Below are 25,631 nucleotides of genomic sequence, written 5' to 3'. Positions count from 1 at the left end.
ACCTACCTTGAATCCGACTGATTAAAGCTGAGTTCAGCTGAGCTTTTTATGACTCGCCCGAAAAAGGGTGAGTAGTATCGAACCTTGCCAGGCGCGTGTGAGAAGTAGCCTGAAATGATGACGATCAGACAGAACAGCACCGTTGTTAGGTGAGGAGCGTTCATCGCTAACAACAGTAGAAAAATTTTAGTAATAACCGCCAAACCCCGCAGTTGAATCAACCAAATTGCATCAACGTAGAGTTCGACCAGTAGCATTAAGGAGCCAGTCGTCAGCGCTAGTATGGCATAGGGCCGCCAAAGCGATTCCGGTAAGTCATATAAGAAAAAGCCCGCAAAACCTGCAATACCAAAAAGGTGCAGAGTTCGCAGGCTTATGCTGAGATAGCGCTTCGCTGTGAAGTCACGTTTCTGTTTTGGAAACAGCCAAGACAACACAGTGAAACTCTTCTGTACGCTTAATCGCGCTTAAGCGCGTGGACGCATTGCAGGGAATAGAATGACGTCACGAATCGATGGTGAGTCAGTCAGTAGCATCACCAAACGGTCGATACCGATCCCCTCGCCTGCTGTGGGTGGCAGTCCATACTCAAGTGCTGCAACGAAGTCAGCATCAAAGTGCATCGCCTCATCATCACCTGCATCTTTCTCTGCGACCTGTTTGCGGAAACGTTCCGCTTGATCTTCAGCGTCATTCAACTCCGAGAAGCCGTTTGCCAGCTCACGACCCGCGACGAAGAACTCGAATCGATCGGTCACAAATGGGTTGTCGTCACTACGACGAGCGAGAGGAGAGACCTCGGTAGGGTACTCTGTAATGAAGGTTGGTTGCTGTAGAAGGTGTTCAACGGTCTCTTCAAAGATCTCAATCTGAATTTTACCCAGACCCCAGCTATCTTTTACGTCGATATCCAGACGCTCGGCAATCTGACGAGCGGCATGTTCATTCGCCAATGCTTCCGCTGTGATGTCAGGGTTGTACTGCAGAATGGCATCAAATACTGACAATCGGGTAAACGGCTTAGCCAGGTCGTATTCAAACGTCTCTAGCACCTCACCCTCTTCATTACGAACCGTATTGATGATGGTTGTTGTGCCTAGCACCTGCTGTGCAACAGTACGGAGCATCTCTTCCGTTAGGTCCATTAGATCTTTGTAATCAGCATACGCCTGATAGAACTCGATCATAGTGAACTCTGGGTTGTGACGTGTTGACAGGCCCTCATTACGGAAATTACGGTTGATCTCAAAAACGCGCTCGAAACCACCGACAACCAGGCGTTTCAAGTAGAGCTCTGGCGCGATGCGAAGATACATATCGATATCAAGTGCGTTGTGGTGTGTCACAAAAGGACGAGCCGATGCACCACCAGGAATCGCCTGAAGCATTGGCGTTTCCGCTTCAAGGAAACGGCGCTCACTTAAGAACTGACGAATCGCGGCAATCACCTTAAAACGCGTCTCAAACACATCACGTGATTCAGGGTTAGTAATCAGATCAACATAACGCTGACGGTAGCGCATTTCAGTATCTTGAAGCCCTTTGTGTTTATCTGGCAGTGGGCGCAAGCTCTTTGTCAGCAACTGGTACTCTGCCATATCAACGTAGAGATCACCTTTACCTGACTTGTGCAATTCACCGCTAATGCCGACGATATCACCAAGGTCTAGCTGCTTAGCAAAGCTACGAGCCTCTTTGTTAACGTACGCCTGGATGCGGCCAGACATATCTTGGATCACCATGAACGCGCCACGGTTGAGCATCACTCGACCGGCAATAGAGACCTTAATGCCTGCAGCTTCTAGCTCCTCTTTGCTCTTCTCACCGTGTTCAGACTGCAGATCCTCTGCGTAGCTGTCGCGACGAAAAGTGTTCGGGAAGGCTTGGCCCTGCTCACGCAGTGCAGAGAGTTTTTCACGGCGCTCTGCAATCAAGCGGTTTTCATCAAGCTGTGTGTTATCAGACATGGTGTCTATTTCCTGTGTTAACTTTTAGAGACCAGCTTTTAAGCTAGCTTCAATAAACATATCCAGATCGCCGTCGAGCACGCGATCACAATTCGACGATTGAACGCCGGTGCGAAGATCTTTGATACGCTGATCATCCAGTACGTAACTGCGAATCTGACTACCCCAACCAATATCGGCTTTAGTATCTTCAACCTCTTGGGCAGCCTCACGACGTTTCAGCATCTCCATTTCGTAAAGCTTGGAGCGTAACTGCTTCATACAGTTATCTTTGTTCTGGTGCTGCGAACGCTGCGACTGACTCTGTACAACAATTCCAGATGGACCGTGGGTAATACGGACCGCCGACTCAGTTCGGTTGACGTGCTGACCGCCTGCACCGGATGCACGATAGACATCGACACGAAGATCCGCTGGATTAATGTCGATCTCAACATTGTCGTCGATCTCAGGAGAGACGAAGACAGATGAGAAAGAGGTATGGCGGCGACCACCAGAGTCAAATGGGCTCTTACGAACGAGACGGTGAACACCCGTTTCTGTTCTTAGCCAACCGAAGGCGTACTCACCCTCAAAACGAATCGTTGCAGATTTAATACCGGCCACGTCACCGTCAGACACTTCCATCAACTCGGTTTTAAAGCCTTTGCTCTCACCCCAACGAAGGAACATTCGAAGCATCATGTTGGCCCAATCCTGAGCCTCGGTACCACCCGAGCCCGCCTGAATATCTAAAAAAGCGTTACTTGAATCCGCTTCACCCGAGAACATACGGCGAAACTCAAGTTGCGATAACATGCCGCCTAGACGCTCAACTTCACTGCGAACCTCTTCAACGGTATCTTCGTCATCCTCTTCAACTGCCATCTCCAGCAGCTCCAGGCAATCAGCAGTCCCCTCAGTCAGCTCATCGATGGTCTTAATCACAGACTCAAGGCTCGATCGTTCGCGACCTAGCTTTTGTGCATGCTCTTGATCATTCCAAATATTGGGATCTTCAAGCTCACGCTCAACCTCTTCAAAGCGCTCAAGCTTCTCGTCATATTCGAGATAGCCACGCAACTCTTTAGTGCGTTCGGCATACTCTTTAAGGCTGTTAACAATCGGATTAATTTCCATAGTCGAGCAAATGTCCAAAAGGTCTTAAAAAAGGGGGCACATTTTACAGGATTTATCCTCACCTTTAAATCACCGTCTCGGCCTTTATTTCAACGTTTTTCATGCACCTCTATTGAGATAACGGACAAGCTAGTCCATCGTATGGGAATGACAAATTTTATCGATTTAACAGGCACCCTATATGGCTACCTAGCGGTACTCACCTTCCTTGTCGGGTACTATTTTGTGATCAGCGAAGACCGCACTCACCTAGCCAAATCCAAGCCGATGATGGTGGCCGCTGGTTTAATCTGGTTATTAGTCGGCCTTAGCTATTCCATCAATGGCCAACCAGAGCAAGCTGGCGCACTACTGGAACAGACCCTGCTTGAGTACGCAGAGCTTTTTCTGTTCCTGCTCAGCGCCATGACATTTATCCACGCCCTTGAGGAGCGCCACCTATTTTTGGCATTGCGTAGCTGGCTGATTGCTAGAGACTTTTCCCTAAGAACCGTGTTCTGGGTCACGGGTGGGTTGACCTTTGTCCTATCCCCCATTGCTGACAACCTCTCGACAGCGCTACTGATGGGCTCAGTAGTGATGGCTGTTGGCACCAGAACAGCGTCGTTCGTAGTGCTCGGCTTGATCAACGTGGTTATTGCCGCCAATGCAGGGGGCGTTTTCTCCCCCTTCGGCGATATTACTTCACTGATGGTTTGGCAGCAGGAGAAACTAAAATTCCTTGAATTTACCCATCTTATTGTTCCCGCACTGATCAGCTGGTTCGTGCCTGCTTTAGTGCTTAACCATTATCTTCCGACAGGCCCAGCGCAACTCCCGCATGAACAACAATCCATGAAGCCTGGAGCGATCGGCATGCTGATACTCTTTTTAGCCACGATAACGGCGTCAGTGTTAATCCATTCACTTCTGAAATTACCCCCGGTAATTGGAATGATGACGGGGCTAGGCGCGTTAAAGATTTATGGATACCTATTGTCAAAACAGGATCCTCTGTTGCAAGAGAGTGAATTGCGTGGACACCACATGGGTGCGATGACAAAACACCTCAAAGGGGATCACGGTGAAGTCGTCATGCGTTTTGATAATTTCCGAGTGGTTGAACGCGCCAGCTGGGATACATTAATGTTCTTCTATGGCGTTGTACTGAGCGTTGGTGGTTTAGCTGCCCTGGGCTATTTAGCCCTGATCTCAACGTCGCTTTACGGCAACTTTGGAGAGACCACCACCCATCTAATCATCGGCCTAAGCTCCTCATTGATCGATAACATACCCGTGATGTACGCCATTCTGAGCATGGATATGCCGATGTCGACTAACCAATGGCTATTGGCGACCCTCTGTATTGGCATTGGTGGCTCTCTGCTATCGATTGGCTCAGCGGCAGGTGTGGCTCTGATGGGCCAGGCGAATGGCATCTACACTTTCAGAGCCCACCTCAAATGGAGTTGGGCGATACTCCTTGGGTATGCACTATCAACCGGATACCATATAGTTTTTACATTGTGATTTTGTATTCATTAGCGAGCTTATCAACATGCAGAAAAAAATTGTCACCGTCTGGGATCTAAGCACTCGACTCTTTCACTGGCTTCTTGTCGTGCTATTTGGTTTGAGTTGGTTAAGTGCCGAGCTGGGTGGCAACTGGATGATCTGGCACACACGCCTTGGATTTTTAGCAGCAGGCTTAATCACATTCCGCATCATTTGGGGAGTGATTGGCAGCGACTCCTCTCGATTCTCTCAGTTCGTAAAACGCCCAAGCAGCGTCATAGCCTACCTCAAGGGAGAGGGGCAAAGAGACTACAACACACACAACCCTGCTGGCGCACTCAGTGTTATCGCCCTATTAGGGTTAATATCACTGCAAGTGACGACGGGGCTGTTTAGTAACGATGACATTTTTATTGAAGGGCCATTAGCCTACTTAATCTCATACGACGCTCAACTAGCGATGACGGAACTGCATGAGGCGGTTTTTAATCTATTGATGCTGTTTATCGCCCTGCATCTGGCAGCCATTGTTTGGTATCAGCGCTTTAAAGGGGAAAAGCTGGTTCAAGCCATGCTGCATGGTAGGAAGGAGAGTGAAGAGGAAGCACCTAAGATTCGAGGCGGCCTTCCTCTTTTTGTAGCTATCCTAGTAGGAGCGACTGTCAGCTCACTCCTATTTTGGATCTGAATTAAAGGGTTAACGTTTCTCGCGGTAGTTGTCGTGACACCCTTTGCAGGATTTCGCTACAGCACCAAAGGCTGCTTTGGCATCCGCCAATTCACCGCCAGATACAGCGACTAGCTTTTCAGCGGCTTCAGTCATAGCAACAAAGCGCTGATTGACATCATCTAAATTCTCCCAGAGCTCATCTTTGGCAGACGTTTCACCAAAATCAGAACCTTCGATAAACCCCTCAGCCGCAAGCGGCGCTACCGCTAAGAACGACTTAGCGTGATGAGCAAATTGCTCTGCATCATAATCAACCTTACCGCGAACCATGGCACCCATAGCACCAAAGTGCCAACCGTAGGCTTTAAAGATCCCTTGGCGATATTCAATAGCATCTTCCGCTCGATCAGCCTGTGCCAAAGGCGAAGCCAGTAAAGCACAAGACAAAGTCGTTAATACAACTTTCTTCAAAGACATAATCTCTCTCCGAGTTAACACTTAAACTTACAATTGTGGATAGATCAGATTGAGCCAACGCTCAACACGGTCTTTTGTTTCAAAGGACTGTGTATCCTCATCCAAGGCCAAACCCACGAAGGCAGTCTCACAAGGGATTAGCGCTTTTGAGGACTCAAAATCGTAACCTTCGACAGGCCATTCACCTATCAGCTTAGCACCCTTTTGTGAAATCTGTGCGGCAACTGTACCCATCGCATCAAGAAACCAATCGCCATATCCCAATTGATCACCCAATCCAAACAGTGCTACGCGTTTGCCACTGAAGTCGATTTCACAAAAACTCGACCAAACTTCTTCGAAATCTTCTTGTAACTCACCAAAGTTCCAAGTGGGCACACCAATAATCAGTGACGAAGCCTGTTCAACATCGGCATTAATCATGCTATCGATTGAAATTAGCTTTAGAGGCACCTCCCCTGGCCAGCACTCAACCATGAGTTGCGCTACGCGTTCAGTATTGCCTGTAGTACTTCCGTAAATGAGAGGGATCAAAAACTATTTGCCACCCATCGATTGAGAGGCAATTTTTTGAATCTCCTCTTGGGCGTTTTGAACCGTTTTCATATTCTGCTCAGCAGCCGCTTTAAGTGCAGCCTCTAAGCGCTGTGTATACTCTTTTTGCGCTTCGATGAACTCTTCAGGTGATTTTAGACCCTGAAGTGAATTAGCCTGATTCATGGTCGCTTGGATACACTGCTGGGTGTACTCAATCTGCTGATTGGTAATGCGCTGTAGCATCTCTTGTTGAACCTTCGCCAACTCTTGAAATGATTCAACACTCTGTTCGAACAGCTTTGTCATATCTTGAAACATTTGATAATCCTCAATGTCCATTTAAATTGACAGGTTTAACCTGCGCTACATCAATCATTACGTTACTCATAATAGAAATTCAGAGCAAGCGCTGTGGATTATGCAGTGAAAAGGTTATGATAGCGCCACTTTGATAACACTAACGGTTATTGACCATTAATTTGTTGGAATAGAATAGGAGGTCAGGTTTGACCAAAGCTCGTCTATTATCACTAGCCTTTGCATTGGCTCTTCCAGTCATGTCTGTTGAAGCCGCATCCATCATCGCAGCTGAGCGTGCCATTCAGTCAGCCGATTACACCAAAGCCCTTGAAGAGCTTAAGCCTCTAGCCAAAGAAGGTGATTTAGATGCTCTCTATCTAATGGGTACGCTTTACCGTGATGGTCAAGGTGTTGAAAAGATCAAAGAGGATGCCAAGCAGTACTTCAGCAGTGCCGCTCGCCAGGGCCACCTAAAAAGTATCAATGCGCTTCGCGTCATGCGAAATGAGGTATACCTTGCCGAGTTCACACAACTTCTTCCCAAAGCGGAAGCGGGTGATGCCGATGCACAAAACCGAATTGGTGAAATGTACGAGTTTGGCCAAGGCGTCGAACGCGATCTAAACCTTGCCCTGCAATGGTTCGATAAAGCCTCTCACAATGGTTCACTGGTCGGGCTTCACAACTTGGCTAGAAGCTACAACTTCGGAAGCGGTACCGAGCAAAACTTTGCACAGGCAGAGAAGCTATACCTGCAAGCTGCTGAATCGGGATACTCTGAATCGATGTTCTTCTTAGGCACGCTTTACGCTACGGGTAATGGTAATGACCTCTCTGTAAATCCAGACATTACTGCTTACGCATGGATGAAAGCGGCAGCCAATGCTGGCTCAACGACGGCTCAGACCATTGAAGCACGCCTGCTGATGAAACTGTCTGATACCGAACAGAGCGAAGCCAAAGCACTTGCTGACAAGCTCTCACAGCAGTACATAAAATAACCAATATCAGATGGGTCATGAAGAGCGCTACGGCGCTCTTTTTTATAAGTGAAATATTTTTAATAACTTATTTGTATATAAAATCACCAAACATTCTTGGAAGAGTTATTAAAAGATCATTAGTATTGCCACTCCTAAAAGGAGTCGAGCATGAATACTTTAAACACGACATCTACAGACTTTAAAACCCAGCTTCTTGAGCCAAACAAGCTATTTTGGCTTATGCTCTCTTCTGCTTTGTTGGTTGCTTCCGCTGTTTATGTGTTTAATGAGCACGGCACCTTTGAACTACTTGCTCTCATTTTAGGTGCAGCCCTGGGTGTCTGCTTGCTTCAAGCGTCTTTTGGTTTCACGACCGCATGGAGAGAGCTTATCTCTAAACGTCGTGGTGCGGGCATCCGCGCTCAGATGATCATGCTCTCCCTGAGTGTACTGCTATTTTTCCCGACCCTGGCCTCAGGCGAGCTGTTTGGACAATCGGTCGCAGGATTTGTTAGACCTCTCGGCCTCTCCGTTGTTGCCGGCGCGTTCATGTTCGGTGTAGGTATGCAGATCGCAAGTGGCTGTGCTTCGGGTAATCTTTACCATCTTGGCGGTGGACAACTGAGAGCCATTCCCGTCATGGCAGGCTTTAGTGCCGGTGCGCTATGGGCAACAGCTGACTATGAGTGGTGGACAACCTTGCCACAACTAGCGCCCATTGGATTGATCGAACTGCTGGGTCCAATCACCGCCATCGGTCTAAACCTGCTGTTATTCACTGCTATCTATCAGTTCACTAAACGTCTTGAAATTAAAGCTCACGGCTCGCTTGAAGAGTGTCAAAGTACTGGCACGACCAGCTTTGCAAGCAAACTGATTGCTGGACCCTGGCCACTGATTTGGGGAGCGGTTGGACTCACCATTCTAAACTTCGCGACGCTCGCTTTAATGGGCCGTCCATGGGCTGTCGCCCTGGCTTACCCTGTATGGGGAGCGAAAGTGGCTCAATGGTTAGAGCTCGATCTAGAGATCGACTTCTGGACCTACTGGATGGCACCTGGCCGTGAAGAGGCGCTCTACAACAGTCTCAGCCAGGATCCCGCGTCATTGATGAATGGTGGTGTCATCCTAGGCGCTTTCTTAGCGGCGGCGATCGCCGGCAAATTCACACTCAAGATGAAAATGCCGATTCAAAACTTCTTAGCCTCTCTGCTGGGTGGCGTGCTATTGGGCTACGGTGCAACCATCGCTTATGGGTGTAACATTGGCGCATTTGTAGGCGGTGTGGTCTCTGGCAGTTTACACGGCTGGCTATGGATCTTGTTTGCATTTGCCGGTTCAGTGATCGGACTTAAGCTTCGTCCACTGCTTCGTTTAAAGTAAACTTTTCAGTACACTACGGCTCCGACAAAGGAGTTCAGTATGCCCAGACCGTTTCACGATGATGCTAACCAACATCAACTACCCTCTCTAATCATTAGAGTGATGGCAATGGTCTATGACACTCTGATCATTCTTGCCATTTGGTTCTTAATTGGTGCTGTTGGAGTCATCCTAAATCAAGGTGAAGCGGTCGACAGCTTTCTCGGCCAAGCGGCCTTAAAGTCCGCACTGCTCTGCTCAACATTCCTATTCTTTGGATACTCTTGGACCCGTTCCGGTCAGACGATCGGCATGATGGCTTGGCGACTGCGAGCGCAGAGTGAAAAGGGGTTTTCGTTAACCTGGACTCAGGCACTGATTCGCTTTTTTGGTGCCGCTATCTCTATTGTCACTCTAGGAGCCGGTTACTGGGCGACACTGTTAAGTGATGAGCGCCTAACCTGGCATGAGCGCTGGTCAAACAGTGTCACCGTTCGACTACCAAAACCTGCCAAAAAGAGTTAGCGAACTCTAGAGAGTAACCATAAAGCGATGGCAAAGCTGATCGCAATGGGTAACAGCGCGGCCAGTAACGGAGAAAATCCTAGCACCTGACTGGCCGGCGCCAAAAGATCCTGACTGAATTTAAATACCAGTCCAATCACGACACCGGTGATAATTCTTTGGCCTACCGTAACACCGCGCATCGGTCCAAAAATAAACGCAACGCCAATCATCACCAAAGCGATAATTGACAAGGGTTGTAGCAATTTATTCCAAAGGGCTAACTCATAAGAGGTTGAATCCACCCCTTGATCATTCAGATAGCTAGAGTAAGAAGATAGACCTGAGATAGGGAGTTCAACAGGGGGCACCAAAATGACTCGCAGCATCTCTTCCGTCAATTCGGTTGACCAAAAAGTCTCATCTAAATGACCTTTTTCAATACGCTGATCATTGATCAGTGCCGTTAATTCAACGTCAGTTAGCAACCAGCCTTGACGCTCTTCAGAGTAATACCCCGACTTGGCAAAACTGGTTTGTTTGAGCCTAAGCTCTGAATCAAATTGGTGACGAGTGACACCTAAAATTTGCCCGTCAGGAGTGATTGCAGAGACATGAATGTATTCACTCGGTTGACGATACCAGCCGCCACCTTCGAATAATTTCAAATTTTGATTCGCTGCCTTTAAAGCTCTAGCGCTTTGTTGAGCTTCAGGAATACCGATTTGATTTAGAAACAGTGAAAAGCAGGAAATTAAGAAGATGGGTTTTATGACGCCTAAAATAAGTTTTGACATAGAGACACCTGCTGCTCTCATGACTGTCAATTCAGAACTTGAGGCCAAAACCCCTAAACCGATAAGTGTTCCCACTAATGCACTGAGTGGAAGTAATTCAATACAAATACCAGGGATACTAAGAAGGGTGTAAATTATGGCATCTTTTGAAGTGTAACTACCCCTGACGTCTCCAAGCTCATCTAGATAAAGACTAATACCCATTAAACTGACTACAACTAACAAAACAACAAAAATTGCAGACAAGGTGTGAGCAGCGATATAACGATCCAAACGACTTAACATCAAAGAGCTCGCCTTTTAAAACTTTTAAGTCTAGGAAATTTCGGTAACCTTTCGAAAAAACGCTCAATAGCACCCTCAAAAACAAACATACTCAAAGCAATAATAAGCACTGCAATATGGACAAACCATATTAGCCAACTACCAGCGTCACCTTGTTCCACTTGCGCCCTTGCTGCAGTTAAAGCACCAACATAGACTTGGTATATTATGATTGCTGGAATAAGCTTCGAGTACCTACCCTGCCTAGGACTAGTCTTTGATAGCTGAACAGCCAATAAAACAACGATTATGGCCAAAAATGGTAGAGAAAGTCTCCAATGCAGTCTTCCAATATAAAAAGCTGAATCATTCTCTAATAAGGCAAGTGTAGGTAGAGCATCAAAGGCATTAATCGAGAACTGTCGCTCAACATCTCTCATTTTAAGCCCGTACTCATGATACTGAATCTCTTCAACTGAATTGTTCTCTGAAAAGTTATAACGATAGCCTTCCTCAAACACCAAGAAGCGCCCTTGATCGTCAAGAAATCTCTGCGAACCCTTCCTAGCAACTAGAATGTACCGTTCATCCTTCGCATCAATACCCGAAATAAAAACATCAACCAACTCCCCTTCATCACTGACCTGTCGAGCGTAAGTGACTTGTCTTTCGTTTTTACTGACCTGAAATTTACCGGGTAACAGCATATCCAGTTCACTTCGCTCTTTTTGCTCTGAAAGTATCTTTCTTGCCTCCGTCATGCCTGTAGGCGTTAGGTAAAGAGTCATTAAAGCAACTAACAAGGCGATGAAAACGGCTGGCCCAATTGCGTAGCTAGCCAATTTAAAGGGCCCTACACCACAGGCTTTCAAAACAATCATTTCACTATCTAAGTAGAATCGACCGTAGGCTAGCAAGACACCTAAAAACAGACCGAGGGGAAGAAGGAGCTCAAGAATTTTAGGGGTTCTGTAAATAACCAACTCAAGAATAACACTGGTTTGTATCTGACCAGCGGCAGCGTCATTTAGGTAGCCAATTATTCTGGCGCTGAGAATAATTAACAACAAAACAATCACAACAGCAAAAGTAGTCTTGAGTATGTCCAGACTTAGGTAACGATTTATAATCACTAATTAATCCGATAGGTGCATGGATATCCAACAGATGCGATACTGTAGGGCACATTATCACCTAAACCTAAGTGCTTGTCTTGTTAGAGGAAACAGAAATGGATTTTGAGATCGTTAACGGATCGATTGAGAGTGTAGAAGCAGATTGTATCGTTATTGCGATTGCGGCAGACGGTGAACTTTCGGACTCGGCTAAAGCGATTGATAAAGCCAGTTCAGGGGCCATAAGCGATGTTGTTGCATCGGGTGATTTTTCCGGCAAACAGGGCTCTCTGCTTCTATTGCGCAGCCTTCCTGGTATCAACACTAAGCGCATCCTGTTAGCTGGTGTAGGGGCACAGAGTGAACGAACCATCATCAAACAGCAGCAACTGATTAAAAGCGCGGTGGATACCATCAAAACTCTGGGTGTTAAAACACTCTGCTTTGCCCTGGATCGGATCAGCGGCAATAGCGACGACATCTACCGTGACACACGAACTCTAGTAGAAGCTTCGTCGGCCGCGCTCTACCAATACGACACCACCAAATCCAAGTCTGCACCTGCATTAACACTTGAGCACATTCATATCCACCTACCTGAGGAAGATACTGAATTTGGAGAGGGTGCCCTTCTGGATGGCGTTGCTATCGCCAATGGGGTATCAACTGCTCGTGAGCTGGGTAATTTGCCAGGCAATATCTGTACACCTCTCTACTTGGCAGAGCATGCTCAAAATCTTGCGGAAGAGTTCGACAGTGTCAGCTGTGACATTCTAGATGAGAAACAGATAGAAGAGCTGGGTATGGGTGCGCTTCTAAGCGTCGGCAAAGGCAGTGTCATTCCGCCTCGCCTCATTGTATTGAAATACCAAGGTGCAGAGGATGCTAATGAGGCTCCGTATGCTCTGGTTGGTAAAGGCATCACCTTCGATACCGGCGGCATCTCATTGAAACCAGGCCCTGAGATGGACGAGATGAAATTCGACATGTGTGGTGCAGCCAGCGTGTTAGGTGCCTTCGAATCAGTGGCAGAGATGAACTTGCCATTGAACCTTATTACGATCGTTGCTGCGGCTGAGAACATGCCTTCAGGTGAAGCCTCTAAACCAGGTGACGTGGTAACGACCATGTCAGGTCAAACAGTAGAGATCCTTAACACCGACGCTGAAGGCCGACTGGTACTTTGTGATGCTTTGACCTATGTGCAACAGTTCAATCCTCAAGCCGTCATCGATGTCGCGACCCTGACAGGCGCCTGTATTATTGCACTTGGACATCAAGCAACGGGAGTTCTTGCGAACGATAATGAGCTTGCAGCTAAGTTGCTTGATGCAGGTGAATTTGCTGGCGATCGTGGCTGGCAGCTACCTTTATGGGACGAGTACCAATCACAACTGGATAGCAATTTTGCCGATATGGCTAACATCGGAGGTCGACCTGCAGGGACCATTACCGCGGCCTGCTTCCTATCACGCTTTACCAAAGAGGTTAGCTGGGCTCACCTAGATATAGCCGGTGTTGCTTGGAATAGCGGCAAAGCCAAAGGGGCAACGGGACGTTGTGTTCCTATGCTGACGCAATATCTTCTCGATATTGCTGAGCAGATTGAGGCCTAAACGTGCCTCGCGCAGACTACTACATACTCCCCAGCAGTGATCACGACAGTCGTGAACTGCTGGCGTGTAAACTCTGTGAAAAAGCCTTATCCCTTGGCCAACGCATCCATATACACACTGAAAATGAAGCTGATCTACATCAGCTAGATCAGACTTTGTGGAATTTTCGATCGGACAGCTTTGTACCGCATGCCATACTGGGTACTGAACTTAAATCGCCTGTCTCTATAGCCTGTGGTGAATTGCCCTCAGAACCTATTGATCTGTTTATCAATCTAGGCTTAACCGCACCAGAGGGTTGTCAATCAGCTTCTCGCTGCATCGAGATTGTCACTCAATCCGAAACAGTGCTTGCAGCCACACGACACTCTTGGGCCGCACGTAAAGCAGCCGGTTGGGAGCTACAGAGACAAGACCTTAGAGATCGATCTTAAATTTGTCCTACGGAGGATATTCAATGAAAAAACTGCTTATTCTCCCCCTCCTTGCTGCTGCGGTGATCAGCTACTCGCTCTTTTGGCCAGAGCCTCCAATCAGCGTTGAGTTAGTCCAAGTTGAACAGGGCGCAGTCGAGCAGATCGCCGCTAACAGTCGCTCAGGAACCATCACCCCCTGCCGTCAGTCCAGCTTATCCCTAACCATTGGGGGCATCATAGAGTCAATCAACATTGCTGAGGGCGAGGTGGTCGAAAAAGATCAGACCCTACTCACATTGAACAGTGATGTTCAAAGGGCTCAAATAAAACTATCCAAAGGGGAGTATCAAGCCGCAAAGATCGAAGAGGAACGAGCCTGCGAACTGGCGGATCTTGCAAAACGCGAGCTCGTCCGAGGTCAGTCCCTTAAGGAGAAAGGGCTCATTTCAAACGAACAATTTGATCAACAGGATAGCGAATCAGCCAGCAGCGCCCATATCTGTGAGTACCAAAGATCACTATCAAAACTCGCGGCAGACAAAATTAATCTTCTTAGCATTGATCAGAACCAGCGTACTCTAAAATCTCCGTTTGCCGGTACCGTTAGCAAGATCAACGGTGAAGTCGGTGAATACCTGACCCCCTCACCTCCAGGCATCATGACGCCAGCGGCTGTTGAGTTGCTTGATACCAGCTGCCTCTATGTGACCGCCCCAATTGATGAGGTCGAGGCCTCCCGACTTAAGATAGGTCAATACGCCCGTATAACCCTAGATGCTTTTAGAGGTGAAATCTTTGATGGTGTCATCAGCAAATTAGGCTCTCGAATTTCTGACAATGAGAAGCAGGCAAGAACGCTTGAAGTCGAGGCTGCCTTTATCAATTCTGATGAAGATATGACGCTTTTAGTGGGATACAGTGCTGATATCGAAGTGGTGACCTCATCAACAGGCAGTGTGTTAAGGGTTCCTACCGAATCTGTCATTGGCGGATCTGAAATCGTGATATTCAACGAAAAAACCAATGAGCTTGAAATTCGACCTATTAAAGTCGGCGCCTATAACTGGACGTGGAGCGAGGTGACGGAAGGACTCGATTTAAATGACCGTTTCCTGAAGAACACCAATGATGTTGAAAACCTTCTAAATCGACGAGTTATTCCACAATGATCGAGCTTAAGCATCTCTGTAGAAGCTATCCAATGGGCAGTGAAACGGTGAATGCGCTTCAGGATTTCACACTCGATATCGAGGCAGGTGACTACCTCAGTATCATGGGCCCTTCTGGATCAGGTAAATCCACACTACTCAATCAATTAGGACTGCTCGATTCACCAAACTCCGGTGAATACTGTCTGGATGGCACTGCAACGACTGAATTAAACGAAGCAGAAAAGGCTCGATTTCGAAACGACAATATCGGCTTCGTTTTCCAAGCCTATCATCTCATCAATCGACTAACGGCGTTGGAAAACGTTGAGTTGCCGTTAATTCTTAAAGGGATTCCTGCCAGCCAACGCCGAGAAAAAGCCTCCGAGTTACTGAAAACCCTGGGATTAAAAGATTTTCTTAACCGCAAGCCACAGCAACTCTCTGGTGGCCAGAGGCAGCGTGTTGCCATAGCGCGCGCTGTGGTCACTCAACCTAAAATACTTCTCGCCGATGAGCCGACCGGTAATCTTGATCGCGCATCAGGTCAGGAGGTCATTAACCTGCTTGAAACGCTAAACAGCCAAGGAATTACTCTAGTAGTGGTGACTCATGACAGTGATCTTGGCGCCCGAGCAAAACGCCAGATAACTATGGTTGATGGTCAACTCATAGAGATCAAAAAGAGGGGATAGCCGTGCTCTTGATTGATCATCTTCGGTACAGCCTAGCGACCTACTATCGGCAGGCATTTAAAGCGTTGATGATACTTCTATCGGTAAGCATCGGAGTCATGTCCGTTGTTCTATTAACCGGTCTTTCGGAGGGAGCAAGACAGTTTGTCTATCAGGAGTTCTCTCTGCTAGGGAAAGAGGTATTAATCGTTCTTCCAGGGCGCAAAGAGACGGAAGGCGGCATCCCTCCAGTGACTGGGGAGGGAACTCGCGACTTAACCCTTGATGATGCAAAGGCTATCCATAAACTGCCACAAGTGAATGAAATCGTTCCGATTATTGCAGGTATTACCGAGGCTCATAGCAACGGTTTAAATCGGGAGATCATCGTACTTGGGACCAACCAAAGCCTACTTACTATCTTTGGAATACCCGTAAAAACCGGAACCAATTTGACGCAAAGGGATGTTGATACGGCAGCGTCAGTCACCCTACTGGGTAGCACGCTTGCTCAGGAGATTTTCCCTAATGGAAACGCTTTAGGTGGGTGGGTCAAATTTTCTGATCGACGCTACCGGGTCATTGGTATTATCTAGCCCAGCGGCATCAACTTTGGTACCAACATGAATGAGACTGCCCTCATTCCTGTCACCTCTTCTCAAACCCTTTTTAACGCTCCCGGACTCTTCAGGATGCTAATCAAACTACAATCAGATCAACAGATTGAAGAGAGTCAGCAGCTTATAGAGCAGCTGATAATGGAGCGACATCAAGGTGAAAGAGACATCACTATCGTGACTCAAAACGCTCTACTTAACACCTTCAGTGACCTATTGAACAAGCTCACCCTGGTCGTCATCGCGATTGCTAGCATCAGTTTATTAGTGGCTGGCATATTGATCATGAACATCACTCTGATCAGTGTCTCACAACGGGTTCCAGAAATTGGGTTACTCAAAGCACTTGGCGCCTCACATAACACCGTCACTTCCATTTTCCTCTTGGACTCCATTTTAGTAGCCACAACCGGAGCCATAATCGGTGTTAGTCTAGGCATAGCTTCGCTGTATGCCATTCATCTGACTTGGCCAAGCTTTCCTTTTGCTATCCCTTATATGGCAACACTGGCCGCTCTTTTAGTATCACTCACGGTCTCTCTGATTTTTACATGGCTACCCGCCAAAAAGGCTGCAACGGTCGATCCCGTTGCCGCATTGCGAGGTGAGATCAATGCCTATCGCTGATCTCATCAAACTGGCTGCAGGGACACTGACCGTCGATATTAGAAAGAGCTTTTTGACCGCCTTAGGCATTACAGTCGGTATCTTTATGGTGACATTGATCACCAGCTTAGGCAGTGGCCTGCAAAACTATATGCTCAATAGCTTCTCTCAATTTGGCACCCGAATCATCGCTATTACACCGGGACGTACACAGACGGGGGGCGTCGGTGGCCTCATCGCCAATACTCGCCCGCTCACGCTAGACGACGCCCAATCACTTAAAACCTTATCGGGTATCCGACAGGTAGTGCCCGTTATTCAGGGTAGCGGAGCGATTGAGTATCAATATCGCGTCCGTCATGTGGATATTCTTGGCGTCAGTTACAGCATGCCTGACGCCTGGAATTTCACCATTCAGAAGGGGCATTTCTTACCTGACAGCCGGGGGCGAACCCCTCTACCCTACGCAGTTCTTGGTGCAAAAGTAGCCAGTGAACTGTTCGGTAACCAGCCAATACTTGGGCAATTTATCAGGGTTGGTGGCGAGCGCTATCGGGTGTTAGGTGTACTCGAATCTAAGGGACAAATGTTGGGTTTTGACCTCGATGATATTGTCTATATCGACACCCAGAGAGCACTCACCCTATTCAACAGAGATGGCGTGATGGAGATTGACGTCACGTTTTCAGCCAACAGCAAAACGGATCAACTGATGCAATCAATTAAGGAGCACCTGAGCCTGCGCCACAACGCAGAGGATTTCACACTGACCTCCCAAGATCAGATGCTCTCTACGCTCAATAAGATTTTAGACGTATTAAAAATTGCACTGATAGGGTTAGCGGCCATTTCCCTACTGGTCGGGTCAATCGGCATTCTAACCATTATGTCGACACTGGTTGATGAGAGACGCAGCGAGATCGGACTGCTACGTGCTTTAGGCGCCAGTAAAAAAACAGTTGCATCGCTCTTTCTGACCGAAGCGATTATGTTCTCAATCATCGGCGGAATCGGAGGTATTTTGACTGCTTATGCTGCAATTTACGGCTTTAGGCAGCTCCTCCCAGGCTTACCTCTTGAACCGAATATTCTTTTCTTAGTTATTTCACTGCTGATTGCAGCAGCAACAGGACTACTCAGTGGCTTAATACCCGCCCTGAAAGCCGCCAAAATCGAACCTATAGAAGCGTTGCAGAGCGAATAAAGAACCGCTCAACCACTGTCTATAAGGGCTCTCAAAGGGTATACTCCCACCCTTTAAATTTTTTCCAAAAGTAGAGAGGAGCTATCCTCTGCTACCGAACTTGAAAACAGAGACTACAGCACCTCATGGATAAGACGTATCAACCGCAAGCAATCGAGCAAAAGTGGTACCAAGACTGGGAAGAGAAAGGCTTTTTCGCACCTTCAGGTGAAGGTGATGCCTACTCAATCATGATCCCACCGCCAAATGTCACGGGCAGCTTGCATATGGGTCACGCCTTCCAGCACACCCTAATGGATACTTTAATTCGATACCGTCGAATGCAGGGCCGCAACACGCTCTGGCAGGTTGGTACAGACCATGCAGGCATCGCCACTCAGATGGTAGTTGAGCGCAAACTAGCTGCTGAGACCGGCGAGAGTCGTTACGATCTTGGTCGCGATGCGTTCATTGAAAAAGTCTGGGAGTGGAAAGGCGAATCGGGTGGCACCATTACCCGCCAAATGCGTCGTCTAGGTAACTCTGTCGATTGGCCAACCGAACGTTTCACTATGGACTCTGGTTTTTACCATGCCGTTCAAGAGGTCTTTGTACGCCTTTACGACGACGGCTTAATCTATCGTGGTAAGCGCCTCGTTAACTGGGATCCTAAACTTCACACAGCAATCTCCGACCTTGAGGTGGAGAACCGCGAAGTGACTGGCAAAATGTGGTACATCCGTTACCCACTTGCTGATGGTGTGACAACCAAAGAGGGTAAAGATTACATTGTCGTGGGTACCACGCGTCCAGAGACACTGCTGGGTGACACTGGTGTCGCAGTCAACCCTGAAGATGAACGCTACGATGACCTAATCGGTAAAGAGATCCTACTGCCATTAGTCGGTCGTCGCATCCCGATTGTTGCCGATGAACATGCCAGCATGGAAAAAGGGACTGGCTGTGTAAAAATCACACCGGCGCACGATTTCAATGACTACGAAGTGGGTAAGCGTAACAAGCTGCCAATGATCAACGTTCTGACCCTTAACGCAGATATTCGTGATGAGGCTCAAACCTTTAACTTCGATGGCAGTGTCAACAAAGAGATCGATCCAACGCTACCTGAGAAATATCGTGGCATGGAACGTTTTGCTGCACGCCGTGCCATCGTCGCTGAACTGGAAGAGCTCGACCTTCTCGTGAAGATCGAAGAGAACGCGATGACCATTCCTTACGGTGACCGTGGCGGTGTGGTGATTGAACCGATGCTAACCGATCAGTGGTTCTGTGATGCTAAGACACTGGCTAAGCCAGCGATGAAAGCAGTTGAAGATGGCGACATTAAATTTGTCCCTAAACAGTACGAAAACATGTACTTTGCTTGGATGCGTGACATTCAAGACTGGTGTATCTCACGTCAGCTTTGGTGGGGTCACCGAATTCCTGCATTCTATGATGCTCAGGGTAACGTCTACGTTGCGAACTCAGCTGAAGCTGCGCGTGAAAAATACAACTTGGCGGCCGATTTAGAGCTCCACCAAGATGATGACGTACTAGACACCTGGTTCAGCTCGGCACTGTGGACCTTTGGTACTCTTGGCTGGCCTGAAAACACGGAACGTTTGAAAACCTTCCACCCTACCGACACCCTTGTAACCGGTTTTGACATTATCTTTTTCTGGGTTGCTCGCATGATCATGATGACCATGCACTTCATGAAAGATGAAAATGGCAAACCTCAAGTGCCATTTAAAAACGTCTATGTGACAGGTCTTATCCGCGATGAGAGCGGCGATAAGATGTCGAAATCGAAAGGCAACGTGCTTGACCCTCTCGATATGATCGATGGCATCTCACTTGAAGATCTGTTGGAAAAACGTACCGGTAACATGATGCAACCTCAGCTAGCCGAGAAAATCGGCAAACGTACTGAGAAACAGTTCCCTGAGGGCATTACGGCGCACGGTACTGATGCATTGCGCTTTACATTAGCAGCACTCGCTTCAACGGGTCGTGATATCAACTGGGATATGAAGCGACTAGAGGGTTACCGTAACTTTTGTAACAAACTCTGGAATGCTGCCCGCTATGTCATGATGAATACCGAAGGTGAAGATTGCGGCAACAATCAAGAGCCAGTGGAACTCTCACTGGCTGACCGCTGGATTATCAGCCAGTTACAACGCACCGAAGCGACCGTCACCAAACAGCTAGACGAGTACCGCTTTGACCTTGCTGCACAGACACTCTACGACTTTATTTGGAACCAGTACTGTGACTGGTACCTAGAGCTGTCAAAACCTGTTCTATGGGATGAGCAAGCGTCTGAAGCGGCTAAACGTGGCACACGTCGTACACTGGTTCGCGTTCTTGAGACGATTCTCCGTTTAAGCCACCCTATCATGCCATTCATTACTGAAGAGATCTGGCAGACAATCAAAGGGCTGGCCGGTGTTGAGGGTGAGACACTGATGCTTAAGGAGTTCCCTGTTGCATCAGAAGAGAAGATTGACGAGCAAGCAGAAGCTGACATCGAGTGGCTTAAGGGCGTGATCACAGCGGTTCGAAACATTCGTGGTGAGATGAAAATTGCACCATCACAGGATCTTGAACTTCTGCTATCTAACTGCAGCAGTGAAGACACTCGTCGTTTAGCTGAGAACCAAACATTCTTGATGAAACTAGCCAAATTGAGCAGCATCACGACCCTAAACGAAGGTGATGATAAACCTCTTGCCGCGACTCAGCTGGTTGGCGCAATGGAACTGTTGGTTCCTATGGCGGATCTTATCGATAAAGAGGCTGAAATGGCTCGCCTTCAGAAAGAGATTGATCGCCTACAAGGTGAGATTGACCGAGTTGATAAGAAACTGTCTAACGAGAAGTTTGTTGCCAACGCACCTGAAGCCGTTGTGACTAAAGAGCGCGCTAAGGCTGATGATGCTGCACGCTCTAAAGTTCAACTAGAGAAACAGTTAGAGTCGATTAAAAACCTTTAAGCGACGTTGATAGTTAAAAAGGGGCTCAATCTAAGATTGCGCCCCTTTTTTATACCTCTAGCGTTAGCGATACACCTCTATACTCCAGAGCCAAAATCGCCACTTTGAAGGTCTCTAATTGAGCCAATTCAACTAACAGTGTTTTATCTACTATCTCTGTATAGCTAGCCGATAGCTCTTCAGCCGCTACGGCAGCGATGACCTGTTGAATGTCAGCCTCTAGCTCGTAAGGATATCGGATCTGGCACTCAATCTTAGGAGCACATTCAATGGTCGGCAGATGTTCTGAGAGCTCACTAACCGAGGCACCATAGGCTCTAATTAACCCACCGGCTCCCAGTTTCGTGCCACCAAAGTAACGTGTCACGACGACACCGATGTCTCCCAAATTTTTATGCATGAGGATATTAAGCATCGGCTTACCCGCTGTACCACTGGGTTCGCCGTCATCACTGGAGCCAGCGGCCTTAGGTGCCTGAGGTGCGCCTAAAATATAGGCCAAACAGTGGTGGCTGGCTTTAGGGTGCAGACGCTGCATCTCTGATTGCAGCTGATAGAGTGCATCAGTGGAACTAAGAGGGATTGCGGTCGCTATGAAACGACTTTTTTTGACTTCGATCTCATACTCAAATCGATCGACTGGGGAGAAGTAAGCAGCCATAAGCCTCCTTAAAGAAGAGGCTTAGACTACTGACATGAAGAGGAATGTAAAGTGATTACTTTTTCTGATCTTCGTTCATCAGGTTCTTCACTTTGAAGAAACCCCAAGTCATTACACCTGCCATTGCAGCCACACCTAGAAGGCTTGGCCAAACTGTTTCAAAAGTGTATGCATCAATACCGAACATTTCGTTACTCCTAGTTATCAAGTTTTAATAACTGTAACTCGAAGGCGGCAACAATATATTGATATAACTCAAGCCTGCAGGGCAGACTCAAGAACATTCGGATTTAACAGGGTCTGTTTTATAGCCAATAGCAATATTACTCGGCTAACTCGGCTAGCTCCTCTTCAGTGGCCATGCGGACATCAATCACCTCAACATCAAAGTTTAAATCCTGCCCTGCAAATGGGTGGTTAAGATCAACCTTCACCTCGCGGATATCGATCTCTGCAACTCGACCCAAGCGCGGCTCGCCATCTTCATCCTCTAGCTGAACCAACATCCCTTTTTGCAAACCTGGCATATCAGCAAAGGCCTCACGAGGAAGTACATCGAACAGCTCCTCATCACGTTCGCCATAGCCGCGACCCGCTTCTACAAGAACCTGAAAATGATCACCAGCCGATCGCCCGTCTAGCGCCTGCTCAAGACCCGGCACCAGCATCTTGTAACCATGGACGTAGGTGAGCGGTTCATCATTTCTCGAACCATCTTTTACCTCACTCTCATCACTTACAATGGCGTAGTGAAAGGTGACGTAAGCATCTTTACAAATATTCATTATCCAAAATCCTTAAGGTTGCAGGCGGGTAACGACCCAACCTGTGTCTGATGGTTCAAAACGAAAACGGTCGTGCAGGCGACTTTCACGCCCTTGCCAAAACTCAAAACGGGTCGGTACAAGTCGATAACCGCCCCAGTTATCGGGACACGGAACCTCAGTCATATCTGACAGCTGATTGACCGCTTGTTCAAGCACAGCTCGAGATTCGACTGGCTGACTTTGATGAGACACAGCAGCACTTCTCTGGCTACCCACTGGGCGAGAGTGGAAGTAGGTTTCACTCTCAATGCGATCGATCTTTTCAACCTGTCCGCGAACGCGAACTTGACGCTCTAACATCGACCAGTAGAAAAGAAGTTCTGCTTGCGGATTGGCCGCTAACTGCTCCCCTTTCTCACTCGAATAGTTAGTAAACCAGGTAAACCCTTCTGAACTAAACTCTTTTAACAGAACAATACGCGCACTGGGCATCCCCGACTGATCAGAGGTCGCCAGAGTCATAGAGGTAGCATCTTTAGGATCCACAGCCAATGCATCCTGCATCCATGCATCAAACTGCTGAATCGGATCTCTGACTAAATTATCTTCATGAAGACCTGCCACGAGGTATTCACGACGCACATCACTTAATTGGGTTGTCGACATCGAAACTCCTATCATTCAGATTTTCGAGCGTTATACTCTAAACATTATCTGATCAGGATCCCAGCTCAAATGGCTAGAACTGCACAAATAGTGACGCTCATCATGGCACTCGCTCTTAGCGGCTGTGTCGGTGTTCAAAACAAAGAGCTTCGCCTGCAGAATCTCGCCAAGTCTGACGTCGATATGATCGTTGATCAACACATTAAGACGATCAACGCGATGAGTCGTGAACTCACCATCAAACTCTACAAACGCAACCCGCGCGAACTCAAAAAAGCGGCCGCTGGTACAACCGTTGAGACGCGCCTGAAACAGCTTTTAAGTTACCCAAGGCCCATCAGTCATCGAGAACTCAATCACCTCTACGGAGTTGATGCGCTCAAACTGGCTTTTGATGAGGAGTATCAAGGGGACCGAGTCTTCGCTCTAATGGTGGCTATCACAGGTATGGTTCACGCCTCATACAACTACCGTGAAGAGTTCTTTATGCTCAACGAAATCGATTCGCAAAAGCTATATAACTCAGCACGTAATTTAGAGAAGATCGCTTGGCAACTGCACAACTTCAAAACATCGAGTGGCGAACTGTTCATTCTGACTGACAGCATGAATGAGGGAGTCATCAACCTCAGCTACGAGCGACTCTTCGGGAAGATGATTGCCACTCAGGATATGCTCGCTGAGATTGTTGCGCAGACGACGGACCGAACCATCAATCGAATTGTGCTAAGCGTCGCTACAGCTCCCTTTCTGCCCATTTAAGGCAGTATAATCTTCTCAATCTTGTGGTTGGCATTCAGCGCTAACGTAATGTCCGCTCGTGTTGGAATCTCATCGAGCATCCAACGCGTCAATCGCTCATAGTGCGCTATGAAACGTGTAATCTCAGTGCCATCCATAATCCGCAATGGGTCTGCAGGAGCTATTTCGTCATACAGCAATGAGGCTCGATCTTTGAGTTTCTGCTCTTGGACCGTACGCCAATCGTACACCGCCTGCATGTTGGGCACTTTGAGCATGACGAGCATATCTAAAAAGCTGAACAGCTCTTGATAAGAGGTTGCCAGCTGTTGATTGACATAATGTCGCCAGATACCCTCAGGGTCTTCGAGGGTCTCAAGCTCATTAACAGGTGCAGCGAGCGACTCTTCAGGCTCGGCGATACCACCGACACACCATCCATCAAAAATAATGACATCCGCTGAACCATGCCATTCATGCCACATCTGTTCTGGCACACGCTCATCGGTCGATTTATCAAAAATTGGGATCCGAGTAAGGTCGTCTGGCCCCGCGTGCTTGAGTCGATTTAATAGCTCTATACCCAAATCGACATCATGGGTACCAGGCACTCCACGTGTCTTTAAAAGAGGGTGAACGGACTGTGCCAACGCGTCCCTCTCAGCACGCGTCAGATAGAGATCATCAATCGAAAAACCCGTCACCTTTAACCCAAAACCCTCGGTGAGAATCACCTCTAGGAGGTTATAAAGTGTCGCTTTTCCCGCCCCTTGTGCACCATTAATTCCGACAACCAAAGGGGAACCCGGCATTAGTCGATCCAATATAGAGCAAGCAACGGGCACGTAGATCTGCTCAAACAGCTCATTCAAACCAAGATCGACATCTAAAGACTCGACGGTCGGCGCAAATGCTCGAGTGACCGCATCAAGCGCCTTCGCTCTCATCTCTGGGGAACCAGGCAGCCTATGTTTAGGCCAGGTCACTATGCTGCCCATCAGGCATCACTCCTTTTAAGAAACTCTGTAATTGCTTGGACCTCAAAGGGCGTCATTAGAGGCGGCGCGTGTCCAAGACCCTGTAACTGCAACAACTCCAAATCGGGCTTGTGTTCAAGCATTGCATCCACAATCTCTTGCGTCAGCAAGTCAGATGCGGTGCCGTGAATCAGCATCTGCGGGCACTCTATCACTTGCCATAATGGCATAAGATCAATGTCTTCGTTAGAACCCAAGCGAACGTTAGTGGCAATGGCTGGGTCATAGTGAAGATGCAGGCCATCATCAGCCTGTCGTGAACCATATTGAGCCACTCGCTGCCATTGCACTTCGGATAAATCGCGAAAACTGGGGTAAGTGCGTTTGATGTGATCAATAAGCGCCTGTTGATCGGTAAACAGAGGATCTTTAACGTAGGCTGCAATGCGCTGCAGAGACGCTTTGGGTATGTGACAACCCACGTCATTCAGAACAAGTTTTTCAATATTGGCTAGCTTCAGGCTTGCGGCAGCCATAGCCAGAATCCCACCAAGGGAGGTACCCACCCAATGGACAGGCCGGTTATCTACAGCGTTCAACACCGCACTGATAGCCGGCAGATAGCTCTCTGGACTGTACTGCTCAGGTTGTTTCAACCAATCACTCTGACCACGTCCAGGCAGATCAATAGCAATACAAAGAAAATCATCCCTTAGCGCTTCGATCAACTCATCAAAATCACGACTACGGCCTAACAGTCCGTGAACACAAAACAACACTTTTTTTGCCAAAGGAGAACCACTCTGCCAATAAGCGACACGATAGCCGTCACCGTCCAAATGATAGGTAGTCGATTTTAATTCCATGAAATCTCAAACGCTGGGTAAAGTTTTGTAAAATCTTGCCTGATCTCATTGAAACGGTCCAGTTTCGCTGTGCGAACGTAGATCTCAAGCGGTATACTTACT

Annotated in this window: 28 protein-coding genes; 14 read left to right on the top strand and 14 right to left on the bottom strand. The window is 47.8% G+C overall.

The window, feature by feature from the left end; all coding sequences use genetic code 11:
- Positions 1 to 2 precede the first annotated feature (2 nt).
- From XMM312_RS02425 to prfB, 3 genes are read right to left on the bottom strand one after another with little or no spacing between them, the layout of a single operon-like run.
- Positions 3 to 437, bottom strand: coding sequence for a hypothetical protein (locus XMM312_RS02425; RefSeq protein WP_371739792.1), 435 nt, complete (start codon positions 435 to 437; stop codon positions 3 to 5).
- A gap of 30 nt (positions 438 to 467) precedes the next feature.
- Positions 468 to 1,967: a lysine--tRNA ligase gene (gene lysS / locus XMM312_RS02420; RefSeq protein WP_173483567.1), complete on the bottom strand. Its 1,500-nt coding sequence runs from the start codon at positions 1,965 to 1,967 to the stop codon at positions 468 to 470.
- A gap of 24 nt (positions 1,968 to 1,991) precedes the next feature.
- Positions 1,992 to 3,086, bottom strand: coding sequence for a peptide chain release factor 2 (gene prfB / locus XMM312_RS02415; protein WP_173480687.1), 1,095 nt, complete (start codon positions 3,084 to 3,086; stop codon positions 1,992 to 1,994).
- A 147-nt stretch (positions 3,087 to 3,233) separates the two neighbouring features.
- Here prfB and nhaD point away from each other — a divergent pair, with 147 nt between their 5' ends.
- Both nhaD and XMM312_RS02405 read left to right on the top strand, forming a co-directional pair.
- On the top strand, positions 3,234 to 4,595 hold the full coding sequence (nhaD, locus tag XMM312_RS02410; protein WP_254442793.1) for a sodium:proton antiporter NhaD: 1,362 nt from the start codon (positions 3,234 to 3,236) through the stop codon (positions 4,593 to 4,595).
- Between the two features lie 28 nt (positions 4,596 to 4,623).
- Complete coding sequence (locus tag XMM312_RS02405) at positions 4,624 to 5,268, top strand: cytochrome b/b6 domain-containing protein (protein WP_173488640.1); 645 nt, start codon at positions 4,624 to 4,626, stop codon at positions 5,266 to 5,268.
- A 9-nt stretch (positions 5,269 to 5,277) separates the two neighbouring features.
- Here the strand turns inward: XMM312_RS02405 and XMM312_RS02400 are convergent, their stop codons facing one another.
- From XMM312_RS02400 to XMM312_RS02390, 3 genes are read right to left on the bottom strand one after another with little or no spacing between them, the layout of a single operon-like run.
- Positions 5,278 to 5,727: a cytochrome c gene (locus XMM312_RS02400; RefSeq protein WP_173480684.1), complete on the bottom strand. Its 450-nt coding sequence runs from the start codon at positions 5,725 to 5,727 to the stop codon at positions 5,278 to 5,280.
- 27 nt (positions 5,728 to 5,754) lie between these two features.
- Entirely contained in the window at positions 5,755 to 6,261 is a 507-nt protein-coding gene (locus XMM312_RS02395; protein WP_173480683.1) for a flavodoxin, read from the bottom strand.
- A 3-nt stretch (positions 6,262 to 6,264) separates the two neighbouring features.
- Positions 6,265 to 6,582, bottom strand: a complete 318-nt coding sequence (locus tag XMM312_RS02390; protein WP_173480682.1) for a phasin family protein — start codon at positions 6,580 to 6,582, stop codon at positions 6,265 to 6,267.
- A gap of 188 nt (positions 6,583 to 6,770) precedes the next feature.
- Between XMM312_RS02390 and XMM312_RS02385 the strand changes: the two genes are divergently transcribed.
- The 3 genes from XMM312_RS02385 (at position 6,771) to XMM312_RS02375 (ending at position 9,434) form a co-directional block, all read left to right on the top strand.
- Positions 6,771 to 7,565, top strand: a complete 795-nt coding sequence (locus tag XMM312_RS02385) for a tetratricopeptide repeat protein (protein ID WP_173488639.1) — start codon at positions 6,771 to 6,773, stop codon at positions 7,563 to 7,565.
- Between the two features lie 150 nt (positions 7,566 to 7,715).
- The gene (locus XMM312_RS02380) at positions 7,716 to 8,930 is read left to right on the top strand and encodes a YeeE/YedE family protein (RefSeq protein ID WP_173480680.1); all 1,215 of its coding nucleotides are present in this window, start codon (positions 7,716 to 7,718) and stop codon (positions 8,928 to 8,930) included.
- Positions 8,931 to 8,969: 39 nt separating this feature from the next.
- The gene (locus XMM312_RS02375) at positions 8,970 to 9,434 is read left to right on the top strand and encodes an RDD family protein (protein WP_173480679.1); all 465 of its coding nucleotides are present in this window, start codon (positions 8,970 to 8,972) and stop codon (positions 9,432 to 9,434) included.
- On the opposite strand, the gene lptG is transcribed toward XMM312_RS02375, so the two are convergent.
- Both lptG and lptF read right to left on the bottom strand, forming a co-directional pair.
- Positions 9,431 to 10,495 (bottom strand): LPS export ABC transporter permease LptG, encoded by a 1,065-nt coding sequence (gene lptG, locus XMM312_RS02370; RefSeq protein ID WP_173480678.1) that lies wholly within the window; start codon positions 10,493 to 10,495, stop codon positions 9,431 to 9,433. The two genes, XMM312_RS02375 and lptG, sit on opposite strands and share 4 nt — an antisense overlap.
- The gene (lptF, locus tag XMM312_RS02365; protein WP_173480677.1) at positions 10,495 to 11,607 is read right to left on the bottom strand and encodes an LPS export ABC transporter permease LptF; all 1,113 of its coding nucleotides are present in this window, start codon (positions 11,605 to 11,607) and stop codon (positions 10,495 to 10,497) included. Before lptF ends, lptG begins: the two co-directional genes overlap by 1 nt.
- 98 nt (positions 11,608 to 11,705) lie before the next feature.
- Here lptF and XMM312_RS02360 point away from each other — a divergent pair, with 98 nt between their 5' ends.
- The 8 genes from XMM312_RS02360 to XMM312_RS02325 all read left to right on the top strand — a co-directional run bounded on the left by XMM312_RS02360 (position 11,706) and on the right by XMM312_RS02325 (position 20,851).
- Entirely contained in the window at positions 11,706 to 13,205 is a 1,500-nt protein-coding gene (locus XMM312_RS02360; protein WP_173480676.1) for a leucyl aminopeptidase, read from the top strand.
- A gap of 2 nt (positions 13,206 to 13,207) precedes the next feature.
- The gene (locus XMM312_RS02355) at positions 13,208 to 13,639 is read left to right on the top strand and encodes a DNA polymerase III subunit chi (protein WP_173480675.1); all 432 of its coding nucleotides are present in this window, start codon (positions 13,208 to 13,210) and stop codon (positions 13,637 to 13,639) included.
- A 23-nt stretch (positions 13,640 to 13,662) separates the two neighbouring features.
- Positions 13,663 to 14,790 (top strand): efflux RND transporter periplasmic adaptor subunit, encoded by a 1,128-nt coding sequence (locus tag XMM312_RS02350; protein WP_173480674.1) that lies wholly within the window; start codon positions 13,663 to 13,665, stop codon positions 14,788 to 14,790.
- 32 nt (positions 14,791 to 14,822) lie between these two features.
- Entirely contained in the window at positions 14,823 to 15,464 is a 642-nt protein-coding gene (locus XMM312_RS02345) for an ABC transporter ATP-binding protein (RefSeq protein ID WP_254442792.1), read from the top strand.
- A gap of 2 nt (positions 15,465 to 15,466) precedes the next feature.
- Positions 15,467 to 16,039 (top strand): ABC transporter permease, encoded by a 573-nt coding sequence (locus XMM312_RS02340; protein ID WP_173488638.1) that lies wholly within the window; start codon positions 15,467 to 15,469, stop codon positions 16,037 to 16,039.
- Positions 16,040 to 16,135: 96 nt separating this feature from the next.
- Complete coding sequence (locus tag XMM312_RS02335) at positions 16,136 to 16,687, top strand: ABC transporter permease (protein WP_173488637.1); 552 nt, start codon at positions 16,136 to 16,138, stop codon at positions 16,685 to 16,687.
- On the top strand, positions 16,674 to 17,870 hold the full coding sequence (locus XMM312_RS02330; protein WP_173480672.1) for an ABC transporter permease: 1,197 nt from the start codon (positions 16,674 to 16,676) through the stop codon (positions 17,868 to 17,870). The genes XMM312_RS02335 and XMM312_RS02330 overlap by 14 nt, the downstream gene beginning before the upstream one ends.
- A 125-nt stretch (positions 17,871 to 17,995) precedes the next feature.
- Entirely contained in the window at positions 17,996 to 20,851 is a 2,856-nt protein-coding gene (locus tag XMM312_RS02325) for a valine--tRNA ligase (RefSeq protein WP_173488636.1), read from the top strand.
- Positions 20,852 to 20,900: 49 nt separating this feature from the next.
- Here the strand turns inward: XMM312_RS02325 and XMM312_RS02320 are convergent, their stop codons facing one another.
- The 4 genes from XMM312_RS02320 to pdxH form a co-directional block, all read right to left on the bottom strand.
- Positions 20,901 to 21,512: a YigZ family protein gene (locus tag XMM312_RS02320; RefSeq protein ID WP_173484565.1), complete on the bottom strand. Its 612-nt coding sequence runs from the start codon at positions 21,510 to 21,512 to the stop codon at positions 20,901 to 20,903.
- 55 nt (positions 21,513 to 21,567) lie between these two features.
- Positions 21,568 to 21,699 carry a hypothetical protein gene (locus XMM312_RS11590; RefSeq protein ID WP_256368167.1) on the bottom strand — a complete coding sequence of 44 codons (132 nt, stop codon included), beginning with the start codon at positions 21,697 to 21,699 and terminating at the stop codon, positions 21,568 to 21,570.
- A 136-nt stretch (positions 21,700 to 21,835) separates the two neighbouring features.
- Positions 21,836 to 22,297, bottom strand: a complete 462-nt coding sequence (locus XMM312_RS02315; protein ID WP_173480669.1) for a peptidylprolyl isomerase — start codon at positions 22,295 to 22,297, stop codon at positions 21,836 to 21,838.
- 12 nt (positions 22,298 to 22,309) lie between these two features.
- Positions 22,310 to 22,945, bottom strand: coding sequence for a pyridoxamine 5'-phosphate oxidase (pdxH, locus tag XMM312_RS02310; RefSeq protein WP_173480668.1), 636 nt, complete (start codon positions 22,943 to 22,945; stop codon positions 22,310 to 22,312).
- A 69-nt stretch (positions 22,946 to 23,014) separates the two neighbouring features.
- Between pdxH and XMM312_RS02305 the strand changes: the two genes are divergently transcribed.
- Positions 23,015 to 23,707: a hypothetical protein gene (locus XMM312_RS02305; protein WP_173488635.1), complete on the top strand. Its 693-nt coding sequence runs from the start codon at positions 23,015 to 23,017 to the stop codon at positions 23,705 to 23,707.
- Here XMM312_RS02305 and XMM312_RS02300 read toward each other — a convergent pair.
- Positions 23,704 to 24,684, bottom strand: coding sequence for a hypothetical protein (locus tag XMM312_RS02300; protein WP_173483550.1), 981 nt, complete (start codon positions 24,682 to 24,684; stop codon positions 23,704 to 23,706). The genes XMM312_RS02305 and XMM312_RS02300 overlap by 4 nt on opposite strands.
- A complete protein-coding gene (locus tag XMM312_RS02295) occupies positions 24,684 to 25,529 on the bottom strand; it encodes an alpha/beta fold hydrolase (protein ID WP_173484566.1) in 846 nt (281 codons plus the stop codon). Before XMM312_RS02295 ends, XMM312_RS02300 begins: the two co-directional genes overlap by 1 nt.
- Positions 25,530 to 25,631 lie beyond the last annotated feature (102 nt).

Origin of the sequence: Marinobacterium sp. xm-m-312 (assembly GCF_013283295.1) — a bacterium.
Lineage (GTDB): Bacteria > Pseudomonadota > Gammaproteobacteria > Pseudomonadales > Balneatricaceae > Marinobacterium_E.
The sequence above is the reverse complement of the archived record's forward strand: the minus strand, read 5'-3'. Positions and strand labels throughout refer to the sequence as shown.

Bases quoted from the DNA above. Each gene is read 5' to 3' on its own strand.
- XMM312_RS02350 (WP_173480674.1), top strand. From the start codon at position 13,663: ATGAAAAAACTGCTTATTCTCCCCCTCCTTGCTGCTGCGGTGATCAGC.
- pdxH (WP_173480668.1), bottom strand. From the start codon at position 22,945: ATGTCGACAACCCAATTAAGTGATGTGCGTCGTGAATACCTCGTGGCA.
- XMM312_RS02315 (WP_173480669.1), bottom strand. From the start codon at position 22,297: ATGAATATTTGTAAAGATGCTTACGTCACCTTTCACTACGCCATTGTA.
- XMM312_RS02305 (WP_173488635.1), top strand. From the start codon at position 23,015: ATGGCTAGAACTGCACAAATAGTGACGCTCATCATGGCACTCGCTCTT.
- XMM312_RS11590 (WP_256368167.1), bottom strand. From the start codon at position 21,699: ATGTTCGGTATTGATGCATACACTTTTGAAACAGTTTGGCCAAGCCTT.
- XMM312_RS02325 (WP_173488636.1), top strand. From the start codon at position 17,996: ATGGATAAGACGTATCAACCGCAAGCAATCGAGCAAAAGTGGTACCAA.
- prfB (WP_173480687.1), bottom strand. From the start codon at position 3,086: ATGGAAATTAATCCGATTGTTAACAGCCTTAAAGAGTATGCCGAACGC.
- XMM312_RS02390 (WP_173480682.1), bottom strand. From the start codon at position 6,582: ATGTTTCAAGATATGACAAAGCTGTTCGAACAGAGTGTTGAATCATTT.
- XMM312_RS02375 (WP_173480679.1), top strand. From the start codon at position 8,970: ATGCCCAGACCGTTTCACGATGATGCTAACCAACATCAACTACCCTCT.
- nhaD (WP_254442793.1), top strand. From the start codon at position 3,234: ATGACAAATTTTATCGATTTAACAGGCACCCTATATGGCTACCTAGCG.
- XMM312_RS02360 (WP_173480676.1), top strand. From the start codon at position 11,706: ATGGATTTTGAGATCGTTAACGGATCGATTGAGAGTGTAGAAGCAGAT.
- XMM312_RS02330 (WP_173480672.1), top strand. From the start codon at position 16,674: ATGCCTATCGCTGATCTCATCAAACTGGCTGCAGGGACACTGACCGTC.
- XMM312_RS02295 (WP_173484566.1), bottom strand. From the start codon at position 25,529: ATGGAATTAAAATCGACTACCTATCATTTGGACGGTGACGGCTATCGT.
- lptG (WP_173480678.1), bottom strand. From the start codon at position 10,495: ATGTTAAGTCGTTTGGATCGTTATATCGCTGCTCACACCTTGTCTGCA.
- XMM312_RS02345 (WP_254442792.1), top strand. From the start codon at position 14,823: ATGGGCAGTGAAACGGTGAATGCGCTTCAGGATTTCACACTCGATATC.
- XMM312_RS02405 (WP_173488640.1), top strand. From the start codon at position 4,624: ATGCAGAAAAAAATTGTCACCGTCTGGGATCTAAGCACTCGACTCTTT.
- XMM312_RS02320 (WP_173484565.1), bottom strand. From the start codon at position 21,512: ATGGCTGCTTACTTCTCCCCAGTCGATCGATTTGAGTATGAGATCGAA.
- lysS (WP_173483567.1), bottom strand. From the start codon at position 1,967: ATGTCTGATAACACACAGCTTGATGAAAACCGCTTGATTGCAGAGCGC.
- XMM312_RS02300 (WP_173483550.1), bottom strand. From the start codon at position 24,684: ATGGGCAGCATAGTGACCTGGCCTAAACATAGGCTGCCTGGTTCCCCA.
- XMM312_RS02335 (WP_173488637.1), top strand. From the start codon at position 16,136: ATGCTAATCAAACTACAATCAGATCAACAGATTGAAGAGAGTCAGCAG.
- XMM312_RS02400 (WP_173480684.1), bottom strand. From the start codon at position 5,727: ATGTCTTTGAAGAAAGTTGTATTAACGACTTTGTCTTGTGCTTTACTG.
- XMM312_RS02380 (WP_173480680.1), top strand. From the start codon at position 7,716: ATGAATACTTTAAACACGACATCTACAGACTTTAAAACCCAGCTTCTT.